This is a genomic window from Streptomyces sp. XH2 (assembly GCF_049725035.1).
GTDB classification, from domain to species: Bacteria; Actinomycetota; Actinomycetes; order Streptomycetales; family Streptomycetaceae; genus Streptomyces; species Streptomyces roseoverticillatus.
Map to the genome: position 1 here is coordinate 16,423 of NZ_JBMMMZ010000021.1, position 24,578 is coordinate 41,000.

A 24,578-nucleotide genomic window follows, 5' to 3' on the forward strand; every position below is an offset into this window, starting at 1 on the left:
TCAGACCCCCAGGACCCGGCCCACGCGCCAGCCGTCGGAGGTCAGCATGATCTCCGTCAGGTAGACCCTCGTCTCGGTGTACGTCCGGTAGCCCTTGACCGTGATGTCGATGCTGGTCTTGCGCCAGACCCGTGCCTCCGTGTCCGCCTGCTTCCGCACGCGGTCGTCGTCGGCGGGGCCGACCGTCACCTTGTCCACCTTCGAGACGCCGCCGTTGGAGACGAGCTCGGCCCACGCCTTGTCGTCGAACTGCTTCAGGTTCGTCACCAGCGCGTCGGTCATCCACGGCGCGGCCCGGTCGACGGACGCGGTGTGCGTCTTGTCCACCGGGGGGTTGCGCGTGAGGTAGGCGCGGGCCCAGCCCTCGGCCGTCTTCTCCGGCTTGCTGCGATCGGCCTTCGCGGACGGGGAGGGCTGGGGCGCCGGAGGTACGGGCGCCGAGGACTGCTTGGTGTCGGGCTCGTCCAGGGTCCGGTTCTTGGCCGTGTCCCCGGCGTGGCCCACCGTCGACGGTGCCCCCGTGCGGTCCGGCCACCAGTGTGCCGCGGCGGCGCCGATGGCGAGGATGACGACCATGACGAGGATCGCCCCGCCCGCCGTGATCGGCTCACGGCGGCGCTCCTCGGCCAGCCGGCGCTTGTACTCCTCGCGCTGCTCCTGCCGGTAGGCCTTGCGGGCCTTCCTGCGGACGCGGCGCTTGCCGACCTTCTCGATCTCCTCGGGGTAGTCGTACTCCGCCTTGAGCATCTCCCGCCACTCGGAGGACGGGCGCTGGTTCTGGTTCTTGCTCACCTGTCCTCTTCCTTACCGGCGGCCACGGGGCGCGGGAGGCCGCACGGCGGTGCGCCTCTTCGGCCGGGAGGCACCCTGGCCGGCGGCGGAGGCCCCACTGCGGACCGCCGCCTTGCGGGCTTCCGCCACGCGGCGCTGGGCTCCACCGCTGCCCGGCTTCGGGGCGTTCCGGAACCCGTCGCCGCCTCCGGACTGACCGCGTGCGGCAGACGTCGCGGGGCGTGCTGCCCGGGCAGGGGTGCCTCTCTTGTCGTCGGGCCGGCGTTCGTCCCGGTCCAGTCGGGCCTGGGCCGCTGCCGAAACGCTCTGCAACTGGCCCACACGGAGCGCGCGGCTGTTCAACTCGCCCGGACGGCCCGAACTGCTGACCCGCAGGGGCCCGGCGCTGCCTGTCTTCGCCGCGCGGCTGGCCGCACTCACCTGAGCGGACGTCCTGGGCGAATCCATACCGCCGCCACCGCTGACGTATGCCGCCCGCTTCGGGGAGCCCTTGGCCACGCCGGCGGCGTCCATGTCGGCGTTTCTGTCACTGAGCTGCTTGACGGCTTGCGCCATCCGGAAGGGCCGCTGGATCAAGCGTTCGTCGGCAGCTGCAGCGATCCTCTTGCCCGCCCGGCCGGCACCCGCGGCCGTCTTTTTCGCTCCCCCCCAAGCGCCCTTGCCGCCGAACTTGCCGGCCGCCAGGGCGGCACCGCCGGTCTTCCGGGCCATGAGGGCCCCGGCTCCCTGCGCGAGCTTCATCGCACCGGCGTTGAAGGACGAGTTGGTCGCGCCGGTCACACCGACGATGCTCTCCATGATCCCGCGGAACTTGAACGCGACGATCGCGGAGGTGATGCTGATGCCCGCCGACGCGAACCAGCCGTAGCTGCCGACCATGGACACGCTCGCCGTGTTCAGCACGAGCACGCACCCCAGCACCATCGTGCTGACGAACGACTGCAGGGCGAAGCCGAGCAGGGTGTCGAACCACCGGACGCCCCACTGACGCGGCCTGCCGGGGATCACCCACAGACAGGCGAAGACGACGCCCGCGAGCAGCAGCATCAGCGCGCCGATCAACGAGGCGAGGGAGGCGAAGGCCAGGGCCACCGCGAGGACGGCGAAGAGCGCCACACAGACCGCGGAGGCCATGGTGACCATGACTCGGGCGTGGCCCACGTGGCCCTGGCGGTACTTGACCGCCGCCTCGCCGACATGGTCCGTGCTGACGTTCGGCTTCAGCCAGTCCTCGCGCTTGCCGGTGTCCGAACCCTGGTCCAGCAGGCCCTTTCCGTAGTCCTTGCACGTGTTCAGGTTTCCGAACTCGGCGACGCACCACGGTGTGACGACGTAGGACCGCCAGATCGCGTCCGCGGACTTGCGGAGCATGTTGTCCTGGTCGTTTTTGCCGTACGTGGGCGACGCACCGATGTCGATGGGTTCCTTGGACTCGTTGCCCATGCCGGCGGACGCGGCCTTCATGGCCGTGTTGCTGCCGATGGTCCGGACCGAGTCGAGCCCGTCGATCCACACCTTCGGAGTGGTCAGCAGCGAGATGGACAGGATCCCTGCCGCGGCCACCCATCCCAATTGGCTGATGGACGTGCCGTTTCTTCGATGGTTCGCGTACGCGATCAGCGCGCCCACGGCCATCGCCGACGGAAGCAAGGTCGTCGAGACCGTGCCCGCCGCCCCGGAGATGGCGGTCGCCATGGAGTCCTCGAGCTTGTCGATGGACGTGAACTTGAACGTCCACTGCACGACGACGATGGCGGCCAGGGCCAGGACGACGGTCAGCCCCATGAAGATCTGGGCGACGAACTGCAGCGCCCAGTCACCGAACTCGTCCCAGCCCAGCTGGACGTCCAGGTTGTAGAGCATGGGGTCGCCGTACTGCTCGTACAGCGTGCCCGGACCGGAATACGAGGTGTGCGGTGCCGGGAGGAGGCCGCCGATGCCGGCCGGCCGGTATTTCGCGTGCTTGTCGTCCGCCGCGGCGGCGGACGCCGTCACCATCAGCGTGGTGAGGGCGCCCACGACCGGGACGGCCAGATTGCGGAGCCGTGGGATCCTCAATGCGACCTCATCAGTGCGCTCGTCACCGGGCTCGAATTCTTCATCTCCGAGTCGAGGACCTCCTTGTTCTGGTCCACGAGCCACTGACCCTTGAGCTTGACCATGCGGAGCGCGTCGCGCGTGACGGTGACACGGCCGCCTTCACCGGTGGTCTGCGCAGTCACCATGACGCCGGTCCCGGCGGGGTGATTCCCGACCGGGGCCACCTCGACGGGATCCCCGGTGACGGTCACCGTGGCCACTGCCAGCGCCGCGTCGCCCGTCTTGTCGTCCGCCCTGGGCTGGTAGAAGCTGAGGCACTTCTCCGGGGAGTCGCCGTAACGGCCTTCCTCCGTCTTCATGCCGCAAGCGGTCTGACCGTCGTAGGCGATCTCCGCCTTGCGGAACTTGACCGCGGCGTCGAGCATCGCCTGCCGGTCCTTCTTAGCCGCCTCGCGGTACTCCCGGGCCTGCCGGTCCGCCGCCGACTCCGTCTTCTTCGCGCCGGGCTTGTCGCCGTCCTTGCCCCCGCCCGAGGACGACGAGCACCCCGCGACCACCAGCACCGCCGTGGCCGCCGCCGCGGTCACCCCCGCGATCCGCCTCTTCACGCGTTCGCCTCCTCGTAAGCCGGCTTGCTCATGGACAGCGGGCCCCCGCCCGCCCCACCGCTGTTCTCCGCCTTCGGCGTCGTGTTCAGCAGCTGCAGCATCTCCAGCGAGGGCACGTCGAACTGGACCGTCGCGCTGCTGAAGCGGCGGTCGCGCATGATGCAGTGGCCGTGCCGGATCTCCTGCGTCACATCGACGCCGATGGCCTGGATCAGCTGGCGCGTGTGGGCACCCTTCGGCAGGTCGAGCAGGGCCGCCATCGCGTCCTGCTGCTCGGGCGTCGTCAGCTGGAAGCCGAAGACCGTCGTCATCTGCTCGACGAGGCCGGTCAGGCTGGCCAGCGACTCCGGGTCCTGGGTGTCCACGACGAGCGCGGTGTGCAGCGCTCGGCCGACACGCGCGATGTACTGGAGGAACGAGCTGCCCTCGCGCGTGGCCGTGAGGACGTGCACCTCGGGCACCGCCACGACCTTGCGCAGGCCGCGCAGGTCCTTCCGGCCGGCCATGCTGATGCCGTAGGCGAGCAGCGAGTGGACCAGTGCCACCGAGAGCCGCTGGTGGACGGACCAGTCGTCGCGGGAGTCGTCGGGCGACGGCAGGGTGATGCCCGGGACCTGGACGACCCAGATGCCCGGCGTGGGCGTGATCAGGGACGAGCCGGACGGCTTGCCCATGAACGGCGCGCCCAGGCCGGTCAGCGACAGCTCGTACAGCGCGTCGCCCGTCTCGCGCGACAGCTCGTCGGGCGACTGCCGGAGCCGCTCGATGACCTTCCACGTCGCCGGGTCGCCCTCGGCGATGATCTCGTTGACCGCGCTCTGGATCGGCGTCTCCGCACCCCGCATCCGCAGGTGCTGCGGCAGCGAGATGCCCAGCTGCGCCGGCACCTCGGTCTGGGCGCGCTCGGCGCTCTCGCCGCTGAGCAGGAAGAAGAGGTCGGCGACGCCCGCGAACTGCGAGCCCGTCTCGATCAGGTGGGCGTTGAGCCCGTACCGCTGGCCGGCCGAGACCAGGCCGCCCATGTCGCCCTTGAAGTCCAGCGCGAGCACGAACGAGCCGCGGAAGCCGGAGTCCAGCAGGGACAGCATCATCGCGGTCGTCTTGCCGCGGCCGCTTCGGCCGATGAAGGCCGTGGTCGTGGCGTCACCGCGCTCGGAGCCACCGGTGAGGTCGTTGCGGACGACGCCGGGGGTCGAACCGGTCAGGTAGCCGATGACCGGGCCGGTGTCGTCACCGACCGAGGCGCCGCCCCAGAACCACGAGCCGGCGAAGGCGCCGACCGTACGGGTGTGCACCAGGTCCGGCACGCGCAGCATGTCACCGGGCTGGGCCTCCAGCCACAGCTCGCGCTGCTCCTCGGCGGCGACGCTGACCTCGATGCCGATGCCGCCGTAGAAGCCGATCACGGCGTCGCAGCGGCTGCGCAGGTCGTCCAGGGAGATGTCACTGCTGATGATCAGGCGCGGGTGGTCCTCCAGCAGCGTGACGTCCTCGCGCTTCATGTCGCGCGAGAGGGACGTCATCGTCTCCTCGGTCTCCTCGATCTCCTGGGCGGTCTCACCGGCGGAGTGCTTGGCCGCGCTCTGCCGCTGCTCCTTCGCCAGGCGCCGGACCTCGTCGATCTGCTTGAGGGCGTCGCGCTTGTGGAGGACCTTGAAACGGACGGACGGTTCGGGGTTGACCGGCAGGGCCGTGATGTCACCGGCGTCATCGTCGTCCATGAGCTCGGGGACGTACGTGATCTCCGCGACGGATCTCAGCCATTCGCCCGGACCCGGCGACTCCATCTCCTCCGGGAAGCCGTCCATCGTGAGGATCGCGCTCCAGCCGACCGTTTCGCCACGCTGGTCGAGGACCCGGACGTGATCGGGGTAGGGCAGGACGCGCCCGCGCGTGAGCTGGGCGAGCTTGGCGCCGGTGATCATTCCCTTGTCGTCCGGGGAGGGCAGCGGCGTGCCGCGGCGCTGCTCGCGCGCGATCATCCAGGCCAGCAGCTCCACCGTGGCCGGCTGCGCCTTCCACGGGGTGGTCTCCAGCTGGCGCCCGAGGCGCCGTGCGAGGGCGTCGAGCCGGGCGATCTCCTTCTGCGACACCGAGGTCGAGCCGATGCCCAGGGCGTCCTGGACGCCCCGGCTGCCGCGCGCCTTCGCCTGGTTGGCGCGCTCGGATATCCGCACGCCGAGCAGGAGCATCCGGGTGGGGAGCTCCAGCTCCTCCAGACGCCCGACGCGCAGGTCGGCCCACGCGGCGTAGTCGCCCGCCGAGAACAGGGTCTCCGCCTCGGTCCGGTAGTCCTCGGCGTTCAGTGGAGACCAAAGGATCTTGAGATGGCAGTCGTAGCCGGCGAGGGTACGGGCCAGGGCACTGCTCGCCTGGTCCTGCTCGGCGTCCCGGGCCGCCTCCGACATCAGGTCGGTGTTGGAGCTTCCCAGCAGGTACCACGCCTCGGCGTGGGTCTCCGTGATGACCAGCCCGTCCGCCAGGCCCACGTAGCGGGGCGGCGGGGCCGAGCGGTCACCGTCGACGCCGAGAAAGCGGGCGATGCCCTTCATGATCTTCATCGCGTACCTTTACGTACCTTTCCGGCCCTTACGGCCGCCGCCCGGCGCCTTCTGTGCGGTGTGCACCGCGTTCTGCACCGCGTTCTGCGGCGCGTTGTGCGCCGCGTTCTGCGCCTTCTGTGCCTTCTGGGACGAGTGGTTGCGCGACCTCGCCCGGTAGACGTGGTCCGGCCCGTACAGCCGGGGCCGGGCCTCGAGCGTGATGGCCCGGCCGGACGTGCGCTGCGGCTCCTCGTTGCCCAGGAACCCTTCGAACGCGCCCATGCCGGGGAGGGACATGACGTCGTCGGCCTTCTCACCGAGGCGCGCCCGCAGCGGGAGCCACTCGGAGCGGGCCGCCGCCCGGCGGCCGCCGTTGATGACCGGCCGGTGGCCCACCGTCAGATAGCGGATGGTGAGGGCCCACTGCGTGAGGTTCCAGCGCCGCTCATTGCGCCGGGACCGCTGTGATCCGTAGAAGGTGATGAGGGCCGGCGGCGCGAAGTAGAGGGTGAAGAAGACCTGCGAGGGCCACCCGAAGATCAGGAAGAGCGCGCCCATCCACACCGCGTAGACGACGGCGCCGGTGGTGAGGACCCGTCGCGACGGGCCCTCGCCGAGGTCCATGCCGAGCAGCTCGTGCTGGCGTGTCTCCAGATCGAAATGGCGGGTGAAGGTATGCCCTACCCTCATGCCCCCGCCACTTTGGTCCAGATCGCGGTGAGCATGCCCTTGGCGCTGTCCGACGCGTAGACGAAGCCGGCCACGACGACGCCCGCGATGAAGTGGGCGAGCAGCTCGCCCCATTCGCGCTTGGCGTAGTGGCCGATGGCCCTGACGGCCAGGACGATCAGGAAGATGTTGCCGGCGACGGCAATCACCCAGGTCTTGAGCTCGTCACCATTGGACAGCGCGATTTCCATCGTTATTCCCTTTGCTTGAGATAAGAGCGGACAGATCCGGTATGCGGAGGCAGTCCCCGGCGCTCCGGTCAGGAGGACAGGCCTCCGTGGACCTCCGAGACCTGCCAGCGTTCGGCCTTGGCCGAGGCGACCCGGGTCAGCTTGACCCGGTACGTCTGCTCGAGTTCGGCTCCGCCCATCAGCCACGTGACGGTCGCGGCGCCAGTACGGTCGCTTCCGCTTCCTTCGTCGACCGACCAGTTGCGGAGCGAGCCGAGGGACACTCCGGGCGGCAGGGCCGCGACGGAGGCACCGGGAGCGGCGACGGACTCGGCCTCGCCCGTGGCGTACTTGCCGAAGAACTCCTCGACGACGCTGCGGGTCTTGTCACTGAAGTCGTTGTCAGCGGTCTTCGCGGTGAACGCGGGGGCGGACGGGGCGTTCTGCGGGACGCCCACCAGGCCGGGCTGGCCCGTGACGACGATCCGGCCGGAGGTGTAGACGACCGGGATCTCCAGACCGATCCACCGGGGGCCGGTGACCGTCCTGGAGTCGTTCCCCTTGGACGCGTCGTCCTTCTTCGCGTCGTCCTTCTTGTCCTTGGACTTGTCGTCCTTGGACTTGTCGTCCTTCGGCTTGTCGTCCTTGGGCTTGTCGGACGACTTGCCCTTGTCGTCGGAAGCGGGCCCCTTCACCAGGACGTCCACCCGCACCCGGGCCCGCTTGTCCTTCTCCTCGGAGACCGGACCGGGCTGGGCCACGAGGACCTCCTGCTGACCGCGGGTGTTCCAACCCGCGGCAGGGTCCGTCCCCTTGGCCAGGTCACGGGCCAGGGCCTCGGTGCGCGGCTTGGGGTCGTTCTCGTCCCACGTCAGATAGGCGCGCGCGAAGCGGGCGGCGACGGCCTGGGCCTCCTGCACGGGATAGGTCGGCCCGTTGTTGACCTGGACCGGCTCGGACTTCGGCGGCGCCGGGGCCCAGAACCAGGAGCGGATGCCCGTGATCGCGGCCAGCGCGACGACGCCCCAGAGCGCGCCGCGGCCGACCTTGACCAGGAACTTGGTACCGCTCTTCTCGTCCTCCAGCTGCCAGGGGACGTCACGGCCCTTGCCCTGACCCCGGCCCGTCGGGGCGGCCTGGTCAGGAGCGGGCTGTGGCGCGCCCGGAGCCTGCGCCTGCAGGCGGGCGGCGGCATCGGTCCACTGCTGGAGTCCGGCGGGGGCCGGCGGGGCGGCCTGGGCGGGTACGGGGGACGGCGCCGCTGCGGATTGCTGCTGACCGGGTACGGCGGGCTGACCGGCCGGTGCACCCGCCGGCGGATTCGCCGCGTTCTTGTCCCCCTGCGGCTCCGGCAGATTCAGAATCCGCCGCATGACCGTCTTGAACGTGCTCAACCCTGGTGACCCTTCCCCCGTGCTAGGCCTGAGTGGCAGGACAGTACGTCGACCATTACTGATCGTCAAATTACTTCGGACGAACAGTTTCCGTTCGGATATGAACGATCTTGATCGATGCGACGCCCTTAATTTCCCGACAAGGCGGACGCTTCCGCGCACCCCCTCGGCGGTTGCGTGGCTTGGCTCACGTCAGCGACGGGCCACGGCCACGGGATTGCGCGGGCAGGGGCTCGGTGCGCACAGCCGCGGACTCCTGCCGGCCCTGCTGCGGAACCGTTTTTGTAGCCAACTTGTTGCGGAGCTCCCGGCGTTCGTCCTGTGCCGGGCCGTCCATGTCGAGGGCGGACCGAGTCGCTTGCGCCTGTGATTGCGCGCGAGCCGCGGCTTCAGCCGCATGCTTCGCTTTGAGTCCGGCTTCCTTCCCCTGGACGACCTCGACGGCTTCCCGGCTGACGTCCGGATTGAGCTCGGCCCGGATAACGCGCTCGCCGAACTGCTCCTGGCCGGGCGGGATGCGGATGATTTTGTTGCGCTCGCTCTGGAGCAGATCCGCGGCCTGCTTGTACTGCTTCGCCAGGCCTTCGTCCTTCCCGGCGAGCTCCTTGAACTTCCCGGAACGCGTCAGCTCGTACAGCTCATGGTTCTCCGACTTCGCCTGATAGCTCTCCGGAGTATGAAACTGCAGCTCGAAGTGCTCCTTCGTCTCCGAGTGCCGCCAGGAAGTGTTCAGCCCCTTGTAGACCGGGTCATCCCAGGTGTTCACTTCGTAGACCGGCTCGTAGCCCTGCTCGCGCAGTTGGGCGTACGACTCCTTCACGCCTTCGGCGTATTTCTCCGTCTCGAAGGTCAGGGTGTAGCGATTCAGGTCGTCGACGTATTCGGCCGTTTCCTCGGCACTCACGTTGTCGGCCTTGCGCGCCACAGCGGCCTTGCGGCGGAAGGAGTCGAGCCCCTTCAGAGAGTGGTCCAGCCCGACCACCTGACTGCCGTGGCTCTCGGCGGTCCTCTGCTGGATCCCCTTCACCACACCGTCGAGATGACCGCGCGCCGCCCTGGCCTGCTCCCACCGGTTCGTGATGATCCGGTTCTCGTCCTCGGTCAGCGTCAGATGGTCTTCCTCCGCCGCCTTGCTCCCCCGCCAGGCCCCCACTTCACCGCTCACAGTTCCGTGGCCCCCGTGACGCCGAAGATCTCCTGCAGAAGCTGCTCGGCCTCATCGGCCGTGAGCTCGACAAGGTGCGGGGACGAGGACGACCGGCCGTCGAACGCGTTGAAGGCCGCCATGGTCGGGCCCCATTCCGACTCGCTGGTGAACGACTCGTCACGGATGTTCTCCGGACTGCGGCGGCGCCTGACCACGGTGGTCGGCGCACGCCCGTCGTCCCAGGCGCGCCGGCTCGAGTAGTGAGCCCAGTACTGGACCCAGCCCTGCCGGTCGGCCGCCAGCGCGGCCGCGTGCTCCTCGGAGACGGCGTGCAGCACCTCGGGGGCGGGCGGGGTCTGCACGTTCGTCGCCGTCACGTCGTGCCACTGCCAGTCCAGGAGGGACAGGTACTCCCACGCGTCACCGCGACGACGCCACAGGCCGTCGGGCCGGTCCACCGTGTAGCCCTGCGGCACCTCGGCGAAGTATGCGTACTGCTGCTCACTCATCATTTGCTTTCCTTGCTTCAGGAGTCGCCGCGCTATGTCAGCGACGGGCCCCGGCTGCGGGACCGCTGCGGAACGGGGTCGATGCTGGGCGCGTCGGGCCTCTTCCGGGGCGCTTGCGCGGCGGGCGCGGCGGCCAAGTGGTCGCGTAGGCCTTGGGAGGTGGACTGTGCGGGTCCGTCGAGCGTGAGGGATGCCTGCTCCGCCTGCCTTTTGGCTTCGGCTTTGGCTTGGGCCTTGGCCTCGTTCTCCGCCAGCTTCTCCGCTTCCTTCTGCCGGATCAGCTCCACGTGCTCCGCGGGCACGGGCTTGAGCTCATCCCGGATCAGCTGCTCGCCGATGCGTTCTTGACCGGGCGGAATCTTGACGTTCTTGTACCGCTCGTTCTGCAGATGATTGGCGGCGTTGCGGTAGGACCGCGCCAGCTCCTCATCGCCCTCGGCGAGCTCGTCGATATCGTTGCTGCGGGATATCTCGTAGAGCTCATGGTTCTCCATCTTGGCCTTGAAGCCGTCCGGAGTGTGGAACTGCAGCTCGAATTTTTCCTCGGACTGCGTGTGCTGCCACGTGGTGTTGACCCCCTTGTACACCGGGTCCTGCCACGTGTTCTTCTCCGCCGTGGGCTCGTAACCCTGCTCACGGAGACGCTCGTACGTCCGCTCCACGCCCTCCGTGTAGGAGTCCGGCTCGAAGGTCAGGGTGTAGCGGTTGAGGTCGTTGACCTTGCGCGCCGTCTTCTCGACGGGGACCTTCTTGTCCTTGACGGCCGCTGCGGCCTTGCGCCGGAACGAATCCACGTCCTTGAGGGAGTACTCCAGGCCCTCCAGCTTGCCGCCGTGCGACTGTGCCGTCTCCTGCTGGACGTCCTTCAGCATGGCGTCCATGCGGTCCCGCGCGGCAGCAGCCTGCTCCCAGCGCTGGGTGACGACACGATTCTGCTCCGGGCTGAGCTCATAGCCCTCGCCCTTCCAGCCCCCCGTTTGACCGCTCACAGCTCGGTGACCCCCGTCAGACCGAACAGTTCCTGCGCGAGCGCCTCGGCCTCATCGGCACTCAGCTCCTTCAGGTAAGGCGGGTTGGACGTGCGAAGGTCCCGGGACTCTTCGATCGCGTTCGTCGGACCCCAGACGTCGCCATCCTGGAACGATTCGTCCAGAAGGCGCTCGGGGCTGCGCCGGCGCCGGACCAGGGTGGTGGGCGGCTCGCCCTCCTTCCAGTCCTCCTCGTCGACGTAAAGCGCCCAATAGCGCACGAATGCCAGCCGGTCGGCCGCCAGGCCTGCCGCCCGCTCCGCCGTCACCGGATACAGCGTGTCCATCGCCGGAAGTGTCCGTACGGTGGTCTCACCGAGTCTGTGCCACTCCCAGTCGAGCAGCGAGAGGTAATCCCACTCCTCGCCCAGCCGGCGCCAAAGGCCTGACGGCCGCTCTTCCGTATAAGGCGCTTCCGCCTTCACGAAGTATTCGTACTGCTCACTCATCAATTGCTTCCCTTCGCAGGAATCTCGCCGTACCGCTGGTTCTGGATGACCTTCGCGGCGTCCTCGTGGCCCTCGGCCATCCGATCCGTCTCCTCACCCAGCGGGAGAAGACGGTTCGAGCGGTACAGATCGTAGAGAAGGCGGTTCTCCGTCTTCACCCGATAACTGTCGGGCGTATGGAAGGCGATTTCGAAGCGCACCGCGCCGTCCGGCCGCTGCCACACCGCCCGGAACCCCTTGTACACCGGGTCCTCCCACGTGTTCTGCTCCGAGCCGGGAACGATGGCGTAGCCGCGTTCGTGCAGCAGGGCGTACGTATGGCGGACGCCTTCGGTGTAGGCGTTCGGGGCGAAGGTCAGGGTGTAGCGGTTCAGGTCGCGGACGGTGCTGAGGATCTTTTCCAGGGGGACGCGGTCGTCCAGTTGCAGGGCGACCTTGCGGCGGAAGGCCTTCAGGCCCATCAAGCGGTGCTGTTTGCCTTCCAGCTTCGCGCCGTGCGTGTCGCGCAGCGTCTCCTCGACGGCTTCCACCGCCGCGTCCAGGCCCTTGTGGGCCGCTCGCGCCGCCTCCCAGCGGTCCGTCACCGCCTGGTTCTGGTCCGCTGTCAGCTCTACGCGGCGGCCCGGGCCCGAAGAGTCGTCCTTCCAGGCCGTGACCGGCTTCTTCGTCGTCACAGTTCCGTCGCCCCCTTCGCGCCGTGGAGTTCGTCCAGCAGTCGCTCCGCCTCCGCCGGGTCGATCTCCACCAGGTGCGGCGGGTTCGACGGGCGGGCGTCGAAGAAGTCGTGGACGGCCTGTGTCGGACCCCATTCGTTCCAGGTCTTGAACGCCTCGTCGTAGACGCGCTCGGGGCTGCGGCGCCGGCGGACGACCGACACCGGGGGCTCGCCCGCCCGCCAGTCCTGCTCGTCCACGTACCGGGCCCAGTAGCGGACCCAGCCCTGCCGGTCCGCCTGCAGGTCCTCGGCCCGGTCGGCCGTCACCTCGTGCAGGGCGGCACGCGGAGGCGGCAGCTGGACGTCTGTGTCCTCCGCCCTGTGCCACTGCCAGTCGAGCAGCGACAGGAACTCCCACTCCTCGTCGCGCCCGGCGGCGCAGCGCCACAGGCTCGACGGGCGCTCCACCGGATAGCCGTTCGGTGACGTCTTGACGAAGTAGTCGTACCTGGCGTGCTCCAGGCGGCGCCGCTCGGCCTCCGCCTCGGCCATGCGCTGCTTCAGCGCCGCCGTGTCCGTCGGGCGGCCCGGGCGGTCGGGCGAGTGGTCGTCCTCGCACTCGCTGAACATGTAGTGCTGGCGGATGCGCTCGATCGTCGGCCACAGCCACATCTGGTGCCAGTACGCGAGGTCGCTGCCCTCGCGCGACGGGTCCGCGTCCGCTGCCGTGGCCGCGCGCCAGGAGGCGTGCAGGGCGGCCAGTTCCTCGGTGACGCCGCCGTGCAGCGGCCAGCACGGCCAGATGCGCAGGTGGAGCTGCGGCGCGTAGTGCTTGCCCAGCCAGTCCAGCCAGTCCGCGAGCTTGCGCCAGTCGTCCTCCGTGGCACGGAGGGACCACGGCTGGTGGTCGTCGCCGTCGCCGGCACCGGACGCGGAGGGCCCGGCCGTCGCCGCCTCCACCGCGTGCAGCCGGTCGATGACCTCCGACACGACCTCCGTGACCTCGGCCTGGTTCGCCTTCGTCCCCGAGGCGAAGTTCTTGACCGCCGTCTCGAACTGGGTGCGCCACTCCCGGAGGGTTTCGATCTCCTCCCGGAGGGACTTCAGTTCCTGCTGGAGTTCGTCTTCCATGGCTTCCCCCTGCTGCCTGCTGCCTGCGCCTGCTGCCTACGCGCCCGGGATCTCCACCGGCGGCGGTCCGATCCGCGACGCCCGCGTCGCGTGCTCGGCCGCCTTCAGCGCCGCCCCGTCCCGCCGCTGGTCCCACGGCAGCAGCTCGGCGATGACGCCCGGCGCGCCGCGGAACAGCAGGAGCGCCCGGCCGTGCGGCAGCTGGCGGATCTCCTCGGGGCGGAGGATGCGGCGTTCGCGCTCGACCTCGTTGGTGCCGTAGCCGAAGAGGCGCTGGCTGTCGCGGGACTTCGAGATCTCCATGATCTCGGCCTCGCCGACGAGTTCGGAGAAGCGGCGCAGCGCCTCGACGTCCTTCAGGCCGCCCATGACGAGCGTCGCGGCCGCGTTGTCGAGCAGCGTGTCGGCCTCGTGCTGGCCCCACCGGAGCACGGCCTGGGCCAGGGACTGCAGGGCGTAGACGATGTGGATGCCGTAGCCACGCGCGTCGGAGGCCAGCGACGGCAGCTTCGGCAGCGGGGCGACGTTCGCGACCTCGTCGAGGACGAGGCGCAGGAACGGGTCCAGCCGGCCGGACGGCAGGCGCGGGGCGCGCCGCTTCGCCGCGTCGACGACCTCGCCGAGCAGCATCGTCGTCAGCGGCGAGACGTTCGTCGACGCGTTGGAGTCGCTGATGAGGACGAGGGTGTCGCGGGAGGCGACGAACGCGTCCGGGCTGAAGGTGGGCACGCCCTCCTGCGGGGTGACGCAGCGCAGCACCTTGCGCAGGGCGAGCGGCTCGATCTGGGCGGCGAGGGTCTGCCGGGTCGAGGCGACGGTCTCATCGGCGCCGGTCGACACGGACCGCAGCAGGACGTCCCAGCCGGGCTCGGCGTTGGGGTGGTCGGTGAGGATGGCCCGCGGTTCGCTGGCCTTCTCCAGGTTGGTGGCCCAGCGCATGACGTGCTCGATGGTCTTGCCCTCCAGCGCCGCGGCGTGGAGGAGCCGCGTCAGCGCGGACGACGCCGTCTGCTGGAAGAAGCTGCCGTTGCTGGAGGAGCTGTCGTCCGCGCCCATCCCGACGGAGAACGACAGGGCGCGCGACGTCGCGGTCTCGCCCTCCTGACAGCCGGCCACCGGGTCCCACACCATCTTGTGCGGCCAGCCGACCGTGTCGAGCGGGTCGAAGACCCACACCCGGCCGAGGCGCGAGCGCGGTTCGGCGATGACGTCGAGGACGTCGGCGCGGGTGGAGGTGACGACGAGCGGACCGGGGGCGTCGAGGCAGGCGGGGATGACGACGTTGCGGGACTTGCCGCCGCCGGACGGGGCGATGACCGCGACCGAGTCCTCCGGCGTGGCCACCAGCGGCTGCCCGCTGCCGACCTGCGTGCCGAGCAGCCAGCCGACCTCGCGGAGCTCCGCGCGCGCGGCGGCCTTGGGGTCGTAGCGGCCGTCCTTGCCGGTGAACGACGTCCCGCGCGTCATCTTGGCGGCCGCGCGGGCGCGCTTCTCGCCGAGCATGTCGCGGGCCTCGGTCGCGGAGGCGAGGCCCTCGCCGCCCGCGCCGCGCGTACGGCGGTGCCGGGCCCGAACGGCCAGCACGACGATCACGATCGGGCCGAGCAGGATGCCGAGCCAGGCGGACACGGTGACGGGGGCGGACGCCGGCTCGATGCCGTCGCCGAGACCGGCGAGGGGCTCGTGCTTCGCGAGCGCGCCGGCCGTGGCCAGGACGTTCCCGAGGGCCATGTGGTCGGCCGTGGCCCAGACAGCCAGGTGCCAGCTGAGGACGACGGCGATGAGCACGCCCGCGCCCTTGGCCAGGGCGATCTCGCCCTTGGGTCCGCCGCTCTCGTGCTTGCGTCCCACTTCGCGCGCGCCTGCCACGCCGTGGACCCCCGTCCCTTGCTTGATGTGATCTCTTCAGATCGCTGCGACGTTAACACCTCTGTGCGACAGGCCGGGCGTTCGAGGCGGGGGGCGGGGACGGGTGCAGCAAAGGTGTTACGCGGACGGTCTCCCACGAAGGGCGTTACGCGGATGCTCTCCCGCTAAGGGCGTTACGCGACGGCCGCGCGGGCCGCGCGCCAGGCCGGGCTGTCCACGTAGTGGTTGTCGAACCGCTCCGACGACTCCTTGATCTCCTCGACGCTCGCCTCGCCCCGCGCCACGCGGTCCAGCAGGCGGTAGTAGTCGAAGCGGGCCATGCCCGGCGTGAAGACGACCAGGGCGTCGGCGGAGTGACCGGCCGCGGAGGCGAACGCGTGCGGGGTGCCCGGCGGTACGGCGAGGAAGTCGTTCTTGCGCAGGGTGAGGACGTCCTCCCCGACCAGCACCTCCAGCGCGCCGTCGAGGACGAGGAAGAACTCGGTGGCACGGGTGTGGAAGTGCGCCGGGGCGCCGGCCGCGCCCTCGGCGAGCGTGGCGCGGTTGGTCGTGAACGCGCCGCCGGTGGTGTCCGAGTCCGCGAGGAGGGTGATCAGCGAGCCGGGGGCGTCGCTGAGGACGGTGGCCTCGGCGGAGCGGACGAGGAGGGGGACGGCGGGGGCGGCGGGGTGCTGGGCGCTGTTCATGTTGATCAATCTAGGGGGCGAGGTGTCCGGTCCCATGGTCCACTTTTCGACCGGAATCGTGGGCCACTTGGTTTTCCTATTCGCTCACCTGACGGAGTGAGAAAACCCCGCTTCACCTGCCATCCAGTTTTGCTGAAAATTGGTCACGGACGTGCCATGAACTCCCGCGTATGGAGGTTTACAGATGGAAGGAAAAGTCGCTCTCGTCACCGGGGCGGCAGGCGGAATAGGGGAATCGGTCGTCCGGACGCTCGCCGAAAGGGGTGTCACCGTCGCAGCGGTCGACAAGGACGCGGTCCGGCTACGGGCCTCCGTCGAGAAATTCACCGCGGACGGGCTGCCCGTGGCGGCGTTTCCCGGGGACGTCACCTCCAGTCCGGAGGTCGAGTCCTTCGTCGACGCGGTCGAGCGGGCGCTCGGGCCGCTGGACTACCTGGTCAACGCGGCCGGCGTGCTACGGCTCTCCGAGGCGCGCCGACTGACCGACGAGGACTGGAAGTTCACCTTCGCCGTCAACACCAGCGGCGTCTTCTTCGTCTCCCGCGCGGTCGTCAACCGCATGGTGCCGCGGGGCAGTGGCGCCGTGGTGACGGTTGCCTCCAACGCGGCCGGTACGGCGCGGGTGGAGATGGCGGCCTATTCGGCGTCGAAGGCGGCCGCCACGATGTTCACCAAGTGCCTGGGGCTGGAGGTCGCCAAATACGGGATCCGGTGCAATCTGGTGGCGCCGGGGTCCACGGAGACACCGATGCTCAGCGATATGTGGAAGGACGAGGCCGCGGCGCGGAAGGCGTCGATCGAAGGGGTTGCGAGTTCGTTCCGCGTGGGCATTCCGCTACGGAAACTGGCCCGTCCGGAGAATGTCGCCCAAGCGGTGGTGTTCCTCCTCTCGGACGCGGCGTCCCACATCACGATGCATGACCTGACGGTGGACGGGGGTGCGGCGCTGGGTGTCTGACGGCACGTCTACGGATTCGAGCGCCGTCGCCGGGCAGTCCCTGCCGCGCGACGGCGCTCGCCGACGTACGGGTCGGGGCGGGGCGGCTGCGCCGTGCGGGGCCGGACGGCTGCGCCGTACGGAGCGACGAACCCTCGCCGCAACCGCACGCCACCACGACGACGGAAACCGGCGGTGCCATACACCGCCAAGGCCGGCACGGCACCGCCGAATACCGCCGCAATGGCCGATCGTCACCACGGCGGAAAGAAAGGGGGGCCCGCCCCCTTCCAGCCCACCGCCCGCAAGCCAGCCCGCTCAAGGCAGGCCCCCTCAGCCTTCAACCACCAGCCCGTTGCCACGCAACAAACCCCCCGCCGCAACGGCGCCCCACCCCTACGACGGAAACCGGCGGTGCCATACACCGCCAAGGCCGGCACGGCACCGCCGAATACCGCCGCGGTGACTGATCGCCATCGCGGCGGAAAGAAGGGGGCGGCCCCCTTCAGCCGCCAGCGCGTTGCCGCGGGGCGAAGGGGAGCGCCCCTTCACCCTCCGACCCGCGTGCCCGCCCCCTCCGCGCCGCGCGCCACCCCCGCCGGCGGATGAGGCGCCGACGCACCCGGGACGCGTTTCCGCCGGCCCCGCAACGCCACCCCCGCCCCCACCGCGCTCGCCGCGAAGGCGCCCGCCGCGAGGAGGAGAGCGAAGGCGTAGCCGCCGGACGTGGCGGAGCCGGCCGTCTCGCCGGCGGAACGCAAGCCCGTCGCGTGGGCCGTGGCGAGGGAGACGAGGATGGCGAGGCCGACGGTCGGGCCGACTTCCATCGCGGTGTTGACGACGCCGCCGGCGAGCCCCGCCCGCGAGTCCTCGACGTCCTCCAGGGCGACGACGGTCGACCCGGAGAACACGCACGCGATCCCGACGGGGAAGACGATCAGGCCGGCCAGCATGGCCCCCGCGTACGGGCTGGAAGCCCCCAGCTGCCCGATCAGCACCAGCCCGCCGGCCGCGACCACCAGCCCGCCCACCATGACCGCCCGCCCGCCGAACCGCCCGATCAGCCGCCCGGCGAGCATGCCGGTCACGACCTGGGCCGCGCTGAACGGCAGGAAGGCCGCCGATGTGAGCAGCGGAGACGCGTCCCGCACGTCCTGGAAGTACAGCGACAGCAGGAAGAAGATCGTGGACATTCCGGCGGAGCCGATGAAGACGGCCCACAGCGCCGTGGCCCGGTGCCGCCGCGCCAGGAACCCCAGCGGCACCAGCGGGTCGGCCACCTTCAGCTCCACCACCGCGAACGCGGCCAGCAGCAGCACCCCGGCCACGACCGGCCCCCACACGACGCCCGCGCCCCAGGGCCGCTCGCCGGCCTGCACGAGCCCGTAGCTCATGACGGTCAGCCCGGCGGTGACCAGCACCGCACCGGGCACGTCCAGCTTCACCCGCACCGGCGCGGGCCCCGCCGGCAGCAGCCGCCGCGCCGCGACCACGGCGGCCAGCGACACCGCCACCGGAACCGCGAACGCCCACCGCCACGACACCCACGTCGAGACCGTGCCGGACAGCAGCATCCCCGCCGTCGCCCCGAACCCGGCCAGCCCGCCCCACACCGCAAGGGCCCGTGCGTGCCGCGCCTCGTCGGGGTAGAGGGAGCGGACGAGGGACATCGCCGCGGGCGCCGCCAGTGCCGCCCCGACGCCCTGCAGGAAGCGGCCCCCGAGCAGGAACGCGAACCCGGGCCCGAGCCCCGCCACCGCCGACGCGAGGCCGAAGACCGCGGCCCCCGCCACCAGCGCCCGGCGCCGCCCGAGCAGGTCCGCGAGCCGCCCGCCCAGCATCAGCAGGCCGCTGAACGACAGCCCGTACGCCGCGCTGACCAGCGTCAGCTGCGCACCGGACAGCCCGAGGTCGCTCTGGATCGCCGGCAGCGCCGGCGACAGCATCGTGATGGCCAGGATCAGGACGACCTGCACGGCGCCCAGCAGGGCGAAACCGCGTCCGGTGCGGGCGACCGCGGTCACGGACGCGTCCCCCGGAGCCGGTGTGAAACCGGATGACATCTTTGCCTACTCTCCTCAGGTCCGGCCCGGAAGCCGTACCGACTGCCCGTGCCGGAACACGTCCCTCGGGTCCCACCGCGCCTTCGCCGCCTGCAGCCGGCGGTAGTTCCCCTTGAAATACAGCTCGTGCCACGGCACTCCGGACCCGTTCCACCGCGCCTCGTTGAGGTCCGCGTCCGCGTAGTTGACGAAGCACCCGTCCGTCACGTCCCCCGGCCTCGGCACGCCCCCGGACGCCGCGTAGACGTCCTGGTAGAACTCGCGGATCCAGGCCAGGTGCCGCGCGTCGTCGGCCGCGTCCTGCCAGAAGGTCACGTAGTGCAGCTTCATCACGGAGTCCCGCTGCGGCACGGCGGTGTCCCCCGCGGACACCGCGTTCACCCGCCCCCCGTACGCGCTGATCATCACCAGCGACATCGGCCCGGAGAAGTCGTCCCGGGTCAGGTGCCGGTGGAAGGCCTTGAGCTGGTCCTCCGGAAAGCCCTTCCGCATGTACGCGGACTTGGCCTTGAACCGCATCGTGGTGTCGGGCGCGGTGAAGCCCGGCCAGGACGTGGTGGCGTGCAGCCAGGGGATCGTCCGCCGGTCGTCCACGCGGTGGGCGATGCCCGCGCCCCGCCCGACCTCGGCCAGGAAGGCGTCGAGCAGCCCGGCCGCGTCCGGCACCGACGCGTCGATCTGCGTCGTCATGGAGAACGCCCCGGCCGACCGGTGCGCCGGCTTCAGCTGGCTGAACAGGCTCGCGTACGGGGATCCGGGCGCGCTGTTGCGCTCGCACCACCGCCCGTAGTTCCGCAGGATCGTGCAGAACGCCGCCTCGCTCATGCCCTCCCACGGCCACGAGACCGTGGAGACCAGCAGTTCGGACGGCGGCTGCGGAAGCAGCCCCGCCGGATCGGTGCCGCTCGCGCCCGGCGCGCGCATCCAGTACCGCGTCACGACCCCGAGCGATCCGCCGCCCGCCCCCGTGTGCGCCCACAGCAGCTCGCGCAGCGGGTCGTTCTCCTCCCGCGTGGCGAGCACCTTCCTGGCGGTGCCGTTCGCGTCGACGACGACGGCCTCGACCCCGTACAGGTGGTCCACGACGAGCCCGTGCAGCCGCGACAGCGCGCCGTAGCCGCCGCCCACGATGTGACCGCCCGCGCCCACCGTGGGGCACGTTCCGCCGGGCACGGTGACGCCCCAGCCCTTGTACAGGGCGCGGTAGACGTCCCCCAGCCGGGCGCCGGGCTCGATGAAGAAGGCGCACCGGGCCGGGTCGTAGCCGACCCCGGCCAGAAAGCTCGTGTCGATGACGAGGCGCACGTCGTCCGAGGTCACGAAGTCCTCGTAGCAGTGGCCCCCGCTGCGCACGGCCGGCTTGCGGCCGGTGTCGACCGCCTCCTGGACGGCCGCGAGCACCTGGTCGGACGAACCCACCAGGCGTACGGCGTCGGGCGTGCCGGTCCAGCGGCGGTTGGCGCCCCGGGCGAGGTCGGCGTAGCGCCGGTCGGAGGGCCGGACGGTGAGCGGCCCGAAGGCGCCAGGCGCGCCCCCGCCCGCACCTGCGCCCCCGCCCCCGTCGGCGGCCACGGCCCGCGCCGGGCCCGGCGGACCCGCCAAGGCCGCGCCCGCGCCCACGGCCGCCGCCCCCGCGACGACCTGCCGCCGCGAGTACCGCCGCCGCGCCCCGCCGTCACTCATCTCCGAGTCCCCGCAGCGCGTGCTGCCGCAGCACCGTCGTCATGGCGTCGAGGGTCGCGGCGAAGTCGGCGTCCAGCTCGTGGAGGTACGCGTTCTCGCGGAGCACGGCCGACGAGGGCGCCTCGGTGAGGCTGATGCTGAGGGTGAGCGTGAGGTTGCCGTGCTCGTCCTCGCCCATCTGGTTGGTGATCACCGCGATGTCGGAGGAGTCCGCGTGCCGGAAGGTGATGCGCCCGGCCGCCTCGTCCGGTGTGACGCGCTGGACGAGCAGCCGCGCGCCGCGCCGGGCCTCGCGCAGGAACCCGTCCTCGTAGCGTTCGAGGATCCGGCACTCGGTGATCGCCGGCACGTAGCCGACGGGATTCTCCGCCTTGTGCAGCAGGACGCGCCACAGCCGTTCGCGTGTGGTGCAGGGCGCGTCGGCGGCGTCATCGACCTTACGGGTCCACGAAAGCGTGATCATGCGTTCTCCTGCGGGCAGCGGCGGAATTACCGGAGGAACCGGGGCCGGAAGCCGGGCCGGGAACCGGAAGCCGGGCCGGAAGCCGGGACCGGGAACCGGAAACCGGGACCGGCAACCGAGAACCAGGAACCGGTCGGCACTCGAAGTCTTCGCCGCATTTCCCGGCCCGGTCGAAGCTCTTCCCGCTACTTCGTCAGATGGCGGCACCTGACGAAGTCAAAGGCATATGCACCCGTACGGCGCCGATTCCCCTGATGCTGAAGGCAGTTGACTCGGCCGCGGTGCCGCGACGGAAACAGGGGAGACGCGATGTCCAAGCGATTCGCAGGCAAGGTTGTCCTGGTCACCGGGGGCGGGGAAGGGATCGGCCGCGCCGCCGCCTTCGCCTTCGCACGCGAGGGGGCCGAGGTCGTGGTCGCCGGCCGGCACCCGGAAATGCTGCACGACACCGTTGAGGAGATCAAGGCACTGGGCGGCAGCGCCAGTTGCGGAATTGCCGACGTGACCCAGCACGGCGAGAACGGCGGGGCCTCCGATGCCGAAGCCATCGTGGCCGCCGTCGTCGAGCGGCACGGCCGCATCGACGTCGCTTTCAACAATGTCACCGAACTCGGCCCCAACCAGCCCGTGGCGGAGATCTGCGAGAGCGTGTGGGGCGAGACCCTGGCCGCCAACCTGACCGGGGTCTGGCTTTCCATGAAGCACGAGATCGCCCACATGGAGCGCAACGGCGGCGGCGTGATCGTGAACACCGCCAGCAACATCGGCAGCCAGGGCATGCTGCCGGGACTCGGTGCGTACGCCGCGTCGAAGGCGGCCGTGAGCACGCTCACCCAGACCGCCGCGCGCGAGTACATCGGCAAGGGCATCCGCATCAACGCCATCAGCCCGTGCCCGCTGGGCCGCGGCGCGAAGGTCGAGGAGATCGCCGACACCGTGCTGTGGCTGGCCTCCGACGAGGCGTCCTACGTCGTCGGCCACGACCTGGTCCTGGACCGCAAGACCGCCGCCTGACTCCTCCCTCCCGAAGCCCCCCGCGTCACCTGCGTCACCCGCATCACGAAGCCCCCGCGTCACCGAGAGGACTGCGAGAGACGACATGGCCAACATCCTTATCGCCGGCGGCGGGATCGGCGGCCTCGCCGCCGCCCTGTCCGTCGCCCGGCAGGGTCACCGGGCGACCGTGCTGGAGCGCAGCGACGTCTTCGGCGAGGTCGGGGCCGGCATCCAGCTCGGCCCGAACGCCTTCCATGCCCTCGACAGCCTCGGCGTGGGTGCCGCGGTCCGCGCGCGGGCCGTGCTGATCGACGAACTGCAGTTCATGGACGGCACGACGGGCGAGCGGATCGCCCGCATGCCGCTGACCGGCGCCTACCGGGAGCGCTTCGGCAATCCGTACGCCGTCGTGCACCGCGGCGACCTCTACCAGGCGCTGCTCGACGCCTGCCGCGCCCACCCCGCCGTCGCTCTCCTCGGCGGTCACTACGTGGTGCGCTACGAGCAGGCCGACAAGAAGGGGGACGGCACGGGCGGCGTCACCGCCATCACGTGCACCGGACGCGCCTTCCACGGCGACGTGCTGGTCGGCGCGGACGGCATCCGCTCGGCCGTGCGCCGTCAGCTCGTGGGCGACGGCGACCCGCGCGTGTCGGGGCACACCATCTACCGTTCGGTGATCCCCATGGACCAGGTGCCGCAGGAGCTGCGCTGGAACAGCGTCACGCTGTGGGCCGGTCCCAAGTGGCACTTCGTGCACTACCCCATCGCGGGCGGCAAGTGCCTGAACCTGGCGGCGACCCGCGACGACGCCGCTTCCGAGGTGGTGACGGGGGTGCCGGTGCCCGCCGGGGCGGTCGTCGCCGAGTTCCCGGAGCTGGGGCACGCCGCGCGGCGGCTGCTGGAGCTCGGCAAGGGCTGGCGGGCGTGGGTGCTGTGCGACCGCGACCCGGTGGCGGGCTGGACGGACGGCCGGGTGACGCTGCTGGGCGACGCCGCGCACCCCATGCTGCAGTACGCGGCGCAGGGCGCGTGCATGGCGCTGGAGGACGCGGTGCTGCTGGGCGAGCTGCTGCGCGGCGCGGAGCCGGGCGAGCCGGCTCTGGAGCGGCGGCTGGAGAAGTACAACGCGGCGCGCAGCGAGCGCACGGCGCGGACGCAGCTGGTGGCGCGCGAGATGGGCAGGCAGCTGTACCACCCGGTGGGTGAGGCGGCCCGGGCCCGCAACCTGATGCTGTGCTCCCTGACGGCGGACGAGCTGTACGACAAGGTGGCGTGGCTGCACGCGGGGGTCCGCTGATCGCCGGCGCCTCCACCCGCACGGACGCCCCCGGGGAAACCGGGGGCGTCCGTGGTGTGGGGGGTCCTGCCGTCAGTGGCCGTGCCCGTGGTGCCAGTCGTCGTGATCGTCGTGACCGCCGTGTCCGCCGCGGTGGTCGTCGTCGTCACGGTCGTGGTGGCCGAAGCCGCCGTGGTGGTGATGGTGGTGGCCGTGGTGGTGCTCGTCCCGGTCGTTCCAGGAGCCGTTGCCCGAGATGATCGGGATCTCGTCCAGGATGTGCGACAGCGGGTCGTCCCCGTCGCTGATCGTGGAGTTCTCCGTGCAGGACTGCTGCTGCTGCGAGGAGAGGATCGGAATGTCCTGGAGGCCGATGTTGATGAGCGCCAGCAGGGACTGGGCGCCGAGCTTGCCGATGCCGATGCACGGCTTGTTCAGCGAGCCGTTGATCAGGCCCATCTGCGGGCTCATGTAGCCGCCCGTCCAGGTGTTTCCGTACATCTGCCCGGCGCCGTTGGCGTTCGCAACGTCCTGGCCGTCGCCGACGGCCATCGCGGGGGTCGCCGACACGCCGGCCGCGGAAGCCACGAGTGCGGTCGTGGCCACTACTTTCTTGATCACGCTTGGTTCCTCGTTCTGGCTCGACGATTACGGGATCTCTGAGCTGTCTGAGCTCTCTGCCTAACTAGGGAATTTGCCGGAGGTTATTACCGGCTACGGCCCTTCACTCATTCGGCCCAGGTCCGGAAAAGGGGAATCCCCCTGCCGCGGGGCCCGCACACCCGCCGCAGGGGGAATTCCGTCCGACTACCGCGATGCTCAGTGACCGCCGAAGCCCGGGTGTCCGCCGAAGCCGTGGTGGCCGTGGCCGCCCTCGGTCTTGTTGCCGGAACCGTTGCCCGAGATGATCGGGATCTCCGAGAGGATGTGCGACAGCGGGTCGTCCCCGTCGCTGATCGTGGAGTTGTCGGTGCACTGCTGCTGCTGCTGCGACGTGAGGATCGGGATGTCCTGGATGCCGATGTTGAGCAGCGCCAGCACGGACTGGATGCCGATCTTGCCGATGCCCAGACACGGCTTGTTCAGCGTGCCCTGGATCAGGCTCATCTGCGGGCTTTGGATGCCGCCGGTGTGCGTGTTGCCGTAACCGGTCTTCGCGGCGTTGCCGTTGGCGACATCCTGGTCGTTCCCGATGGCCATCGCGGGGCCGGCCATGGTGCCGACGGCGGACGCCGTCAGGGCTGCCGTGGCAATTACCTTGTTGAGCACGTCCTAAGCCTTTCGATCGTGTAGCGCCCCCACTGGGAAAGCGTTCTGAATAACTCCGCCCCTATACGGAGGTTCCGGGCTTTCACTCATTCGAGCCAGTGGGATAGCGGCACGTAGGACTGGCCGACAAATGTAAAT

Annotated in this window: 23 protein-coding genes; 3 read left to right on the forward strand and 20 right to left on the reverse strand. The window is 70.4% G+C overall.

What is annotated here, in order from left to right; genetic code table 11:
* The 15 genes from ACOTKD_RS34460 to ACOTKD_RS34530 form a co-directional block, all read right to left on the reverse strand.
* Positions 1–792, reverse strand: a complete 792-nt coding sequence (locus ACOTKD_RS34460) for a hypothetical protein (RefSeq protein WP_424892928.1) — start codon at positions 790–792, stop codon at positions 1–3.
* 12 nt (positions 793–804) lie between these two features.
* Positions 805–2,850 carry a hypothetical protein gene (locus ACOTKD_RS34465; RefSeq protein ID WP_424892929.1) on the reverse strand — a complete coding sequence of 682 codons (2,046 nt, stop codon included), beginning with the start codon at positions 2,848–2,850 and terminating at the stop codon, positions 805–807.
* Positions 2,847–3,440: a hypothetical protein gene (locus ACOTKD_RS34470; protein ID WP_424892930.1), complete on the reverse strand. Its 594-nt coding sequence runs from the start codon at positions 3,438–3,440 to the stop codon at positions 2,847–2,849. Before ACOTKD_RS34470 ends, ACOTKD_RS34465 begins: the two co-directional genes overlap by 4 nt.
* Positions 3,437–6,001: an ATP-binding protein gene (locus ACOTKD_RS34475; RefSeq protein WP_424892931.1), complete on the reverse strand. Its 2,565-nt coding sequence runs from the start codon at positions 5,999–6,001 to the stop codon at positions 3,437–3,439. Before ACOTKD_RS34475 ends, ACOTKD_RS34470 begins: the two co-directional genes overlap by 4 nt.
* A gap of 9 nt (positions 6,002–6,010) precedes the next feature.
* The gene (locus ACOTKD_RS34480) at positions 6,011–6,673 is read right to left on the reverse strand and encodes a hypothetical protein (RefSeq protein ID WP_424892932.1); all 663 of its coding nucleotides are present in this window, start codon (positions 6,671–6,673) and stop codon (positions 6,011–6,013) included.
* Positions 6,670–6,903 (reverse strand): hypothetical protein, encoded by a 234-nt coding sequence (locus tag ACOTKD_RS34485; RefSeq protein WP_424892933.1) that lies wholly within the window; start codon positions 6,901–6,903, stop codon positions 6,670–6,672. The genes ACOTKD_RS34480 and ACOTKD_RS34485 overlap by 4 nt, the downstream gene beginning before the upstream one ends.
* A 68-nt stretch (positions 6,904–6,971) precedes the next feature.
* Positions 6,972–8,276: a conjugal transfer protein gene (locus ACOTKD_RS34490; RefSeq protein ID WP_424892934.1), complete on the reverse strand. Its 1,305-nt coding sequence runs from the start codon at positions 8,274–8,276 to the stop codon at positions 6,972–6,974.
* 187 nt (positions 8,277–8,463) lie between these two features.
* Positions 8,464–9,441, reverse strand: coding sequence for a hypothetical protein (locus tag ACOTKD_RS34495; RefSeq protein ID WP_424892935.1), 978 nt, complete (start codon positions 9,439–9,441; stop codon positions 8,464–8,466).
* Positions 9,438–9,932 (reverse strand): hypothetical protein, encoded by a 495-nt coding sequence (locus ACOTKD_RS34500; RefSeq protein ID WP_424892936.1) that lies wholly within the window; start codon positions 9,930–9,932, stop codon positions 9,438–9,440. Before ACOTKD_RS34500 ends, ACOTKD_RS34495 begins: the two co-directional genes overlap by 4 nt.
* Positions 9,933–9,964: 32 nt before the next feature.
* Positions 9,965–10,921, reverse strand: a complete 957-nt coding sequence (locus ACOTKD_RS34505; RefSeq protein WP_424892937.1) for a hypothetical protein — start codon at positions 10,919–10,921, stop codon at positions 9,965–9,967.
* Positions 10,918–11,409: a hypothetical protein gene (locus tag ACOTKD_RS34510; RefSeq protein ID WP_424892938.1), complete on the reverse strand. Its 492-nt coding sequence runs from the start codon at positions 11,407–11,409 to the stop codon at positions 10,918–10,920. The genes ACOTKD_RS34505 and ACOTKD_RS34510 overlap by 4 nt, the downstream gene beginning before the upstream one ends.
* Complete coding sequence (locus tag ACOTKD_RS34515) at positions 11,409–12,083, reverse strand: hypothetical protein (RefSeq protein WP_424892939.1); 675 nt, start codon at positions 12,081–12,083, stop codon at positions 11,409–11,411. Before ACOTKD_RS34515 ends, ACOTKD_RS34510 begins: the two co-directional genes overlap by 1 nt.
* Positions 12,080–13,195, reverse strand: a complete 1,116-nt coding sequence (locus ACOTKD_RS34520; RefSeq protein WP_424892940.1) for a hypothetical protein — start codon at positions 13,193–13,195, stop codon at positions 12,080–12,082. Before ACOTKD_RS34520 ends, ACOTKD_RS34515 begins: the two co-directional genes overlap by 4 nt.
* 36 nt (positions 13,196–13,231) lie before the next feature.
* Positions 13,232–15,046 (reverse strand): type IV secretory system conjugative DNA transfer family protein, encoded by a 1,815-nt coding sequence (locus tag ACOTKD_RS34525; protein WP_424892941.1) that lies wholly within the window; start codon positions 15,044–15,046, stop codon positions 13,232–13,234.
* Between the two features lie 191 nt (positions 15,047–15,237).
* Positions 15,238–15,750, reverse strand: a complete 513-nt coding sequence (locus tag ACOTKD_RS34530; RefSeq protein ID WP_424892942.1) for a cupin domain-containing protein — start codon at positions 15,748–15,750, stop codon at positions 15,238–15,240.
* Between the two features lie 184 nt (positions 15,751–15,934).
* On the opposite strand from ACOTKD_RS34530, the gene ACOTKD_RS34535 reads away from it, so the two are divergent.
* The gene (locus tag ACOTKD_RS34535) at positions 15,935–16,708 is read left to right on the forward strand and encodes a 2,3-dihydro-2,3-dihydroxybenzoate dehydrogenase (protein ID WP_424892943.1); all 774 of its coding nucleotides are present in this window, start codon (positions 15,935–15,937) and stop codon (positions 16,706–16,708) included.
* Between the two features lie 527 nt (positions 16,709–17,235).
* Here ACOTKD_RS34535 and ACOTKD_RS34540 read toward each other — a convergent pair.
* The 3 genes from ACOTKD_RS34540 to ACOTKD_RS34550 are packed head-to-tail and all read right to left on the reverse strand — an operon-like array spanning position 17,236 to position 20,896.
* Positions 17,236–18,750, reverse strand: a complete 1,515-nt coding sequence (locus tag ACOTKD_RS34540; RefSeq protein ID WP_424892944.1) for an MFS transporter — start codon at positions 18,748–18,750, stop codon at positions 17,236–17,238.
* Between the two features lie 15 nt (positions 18,751–18,765).
* The gene (locus tag ACOTKD_RS34545) at positions 18,766–20,433 is read right to left on the reverse strand and encodes an FAD-binding oxidoreductase (protein WP_424892945.1); all 1,668 of its coding nucleotides are present in this window, start codon (positions 20,431–20,433) and stop codon (positions 18,766–18,768) included.
* Positions 20,426–20,896, reverse strand: coding sequence for an AtaL-like protein (locus ACOTKD_RS34550; protein WP_424892946.1), 471 nt, complete (start codon positions 20,894–20,896; stop codon positions 20,426–20,428). The genes ACOTKD_RS34545 and ACOTKD_RS34550 overlap by 8 nt, the downstream gene beginning before the upstream one ends.
* 309 nt (positions 20,897–21,205) lie before the next feature.
* Between ACOTKD_RS34550 and ACOTKD_RS34555 the strand changes: the two genes are divergently transcribed.
* Entirely contained in the window at positions 21,206–21,910 is a 705-nt protein-coding gene (locus ACOTKD_RS34555) for an SDR family NAD(P)-dependent oxidoreductase (RefSeq protein ID WP_424892947.1), read from the forward strand.
* Positions 21,911–21,995: 85 nt separating this feature from the next.
* Positions 21,996–23,192, forward strand: coding sequence for a 3-hydroxybenzoate 6-monooxygenase (locus tag ACOTKD_RS34560; RefSeq protein ID WP_424892948.1), 1,197 nt, complete (start codon positions 21,996–21,998; stop codon positions 23,190–23,192).
* 72 nt (positions 23,193–23,264) lie between these two features.
* On the opposite strand, the gene ACOTKD_RS34565 is transcribed toward ACOTKD_RS34560, so the two are convergent.
* Together ACOTKD_RS34565 and ACOTKD_RS34570 are read right to left on the reverse strand one after the other, a co-directional pair.
* A complete protein-coding gene (locus ACOTKD_RS34565; RefSeq protein WP_424892949.1) occupies positions 23,265–23,792 on the reverse strand; it encodes a rodlin in 528 nt (175 codons plus the stop codon).
* A gap of 198 nt (positions 23,793–23,990) precedes the next feature.
* The gene (locus ACOTKD_RS34570) at positions 23,991–24,440 is read right to left on the reverse strand and encodes a rodlin (RefSeq protein ID WP_424892950.1); all 450 of its coding nucleotides are present in this window, start codon (positions 24,438–24,440) and stop codon (positions 23,991–23,993) included.
* Positions 24,441–24,578: the final 138 nt, after the last annotated feature.